This window comes from Micromonospora sp. LZ34 (assembly GCF_052981855.1).
Genome location: NZ_JBRIQN010000155.1, coordinates 1 through 1,239, shown reverse-complemented (window position 1 = coordinate 1,239; position 1,239 = coordinate 1). Strand labels below are relative to the sequence as shown.

General features: G+C 67.0%; 1 protein-coding gene. It reads left to right on the top strand.

What is annotated here, in order from left to right; all coding sequences use genetic code 11:
* Positions 1-267 precede the first annotated feature (267 nt).
* Positions 268-510, top strand: coding sequence for a hypothetical protein (locus tag ACVCAH_RS37900; protein WP_447141015.1), 243 nt, complete (start codon positions 268-270; stop codon positions 508-510).
* Positions 511-1,239 lie beyond the last annotated feature (729 nt).

Sequence of the window (1,239 nt, the reverse complement as noted above, 5' to 3'; positions counted from 1 at the left end):
GCCGGGAGACACGGTGCGCGGCGAAGAGTCGACCATTTTGGATGCCCCGACGACGTCCGGAAGCTGCAAGATCGTCGGGGTGAGCTGACCCCAACGATCGTGCTGACCCGGCAGGCCGCGCAGCCCCCCGTCGTCTTGTAAGTGGCGGGGGCTCCGCGCGGCGCGTCTACACTCGCCGAACGGCTGGAGTGCCGCTCGATTGACTCGGCTCCACCCCCTCCAAGGAGCCGCGGAGGCAACGTGAAAGGCCGCGCGTGGCAGGTCCCGATGGACGAAGCGTTGGCCGCCGCCACCGCAGCCGGATTTCGCATGACCACCCGCAGCGGACCGAACCGCGCGTACGTCCAGCGTGACTGGAAGACGGCCGCCACGATCTCGCCGACGCCCGGCGGCGTGGTGGTAAAGCCAGCGTGGACGACGGGGCAGATGGTCATCGTGGCGGGCGTCCTGGTGCTGCTGTTCTTCGGGGTGTGCGGTATTCCGGGCGCGCTGGTGCCGGTCGCCCCCTAGCCGCCGGACCATCCTGCGAAGAGCGCCGCGAGCACTGCGCCGCGATGGCGCTAACGAACGGACACGGTCGGAATGTGACCCTGCCGACAGGTGGACGACCGGGCTTCGACCAGCACGAAATCGTGGTCGACCGATATGCGGATGTATGATCGCCTCGACATAGAGCCAAACGGATCGCCCGGTGACGGGCGAGTGAGCCCGCCGGAGGCCCGGCCTGCTCAACTCGCAGCCGTCGATGCCGCAGCAGACCCGGCCAGGGGCCGCACCAGGAGGTGCCTCCCCGGACAGGGGCGTCCAGGCATTTGCCCTGCAGGCTCTGGTGGAACCGTTCCACCTTGCCAGTCGTGGTTGGGAAGCGAGGTTTGGTGTTGCGGGCGACGATGTCGTTCTCCCGGCAGACTCGCATGGCCCTATCGCCAGTCTCAACGCCGGGCCCCCACTGCTATTGGCCCCCCAAGGGTGAGCATCAGTAGCAGTGGCTCGGCGGCCTCGGGCCTTGCACCGACAGCCTGAGAGCAGACGGCTTCAGCCACCTCTCACTGATCAGCACAGCGGACCTCGACTGACTGCTCGACTCTCGCCCTTAAGCCGAAGCGAAAGCAATATCCGGCCGGGAGCCCCGCCCCGGCTGATCGCCGTGTTAAAAGCTGTCTCGCAGCTCTTCTGGTCACGAATCCCGGTGGACTGTCAGGAGCGATGATCAGAAACTGTGGCGATGGAGCCGACAGA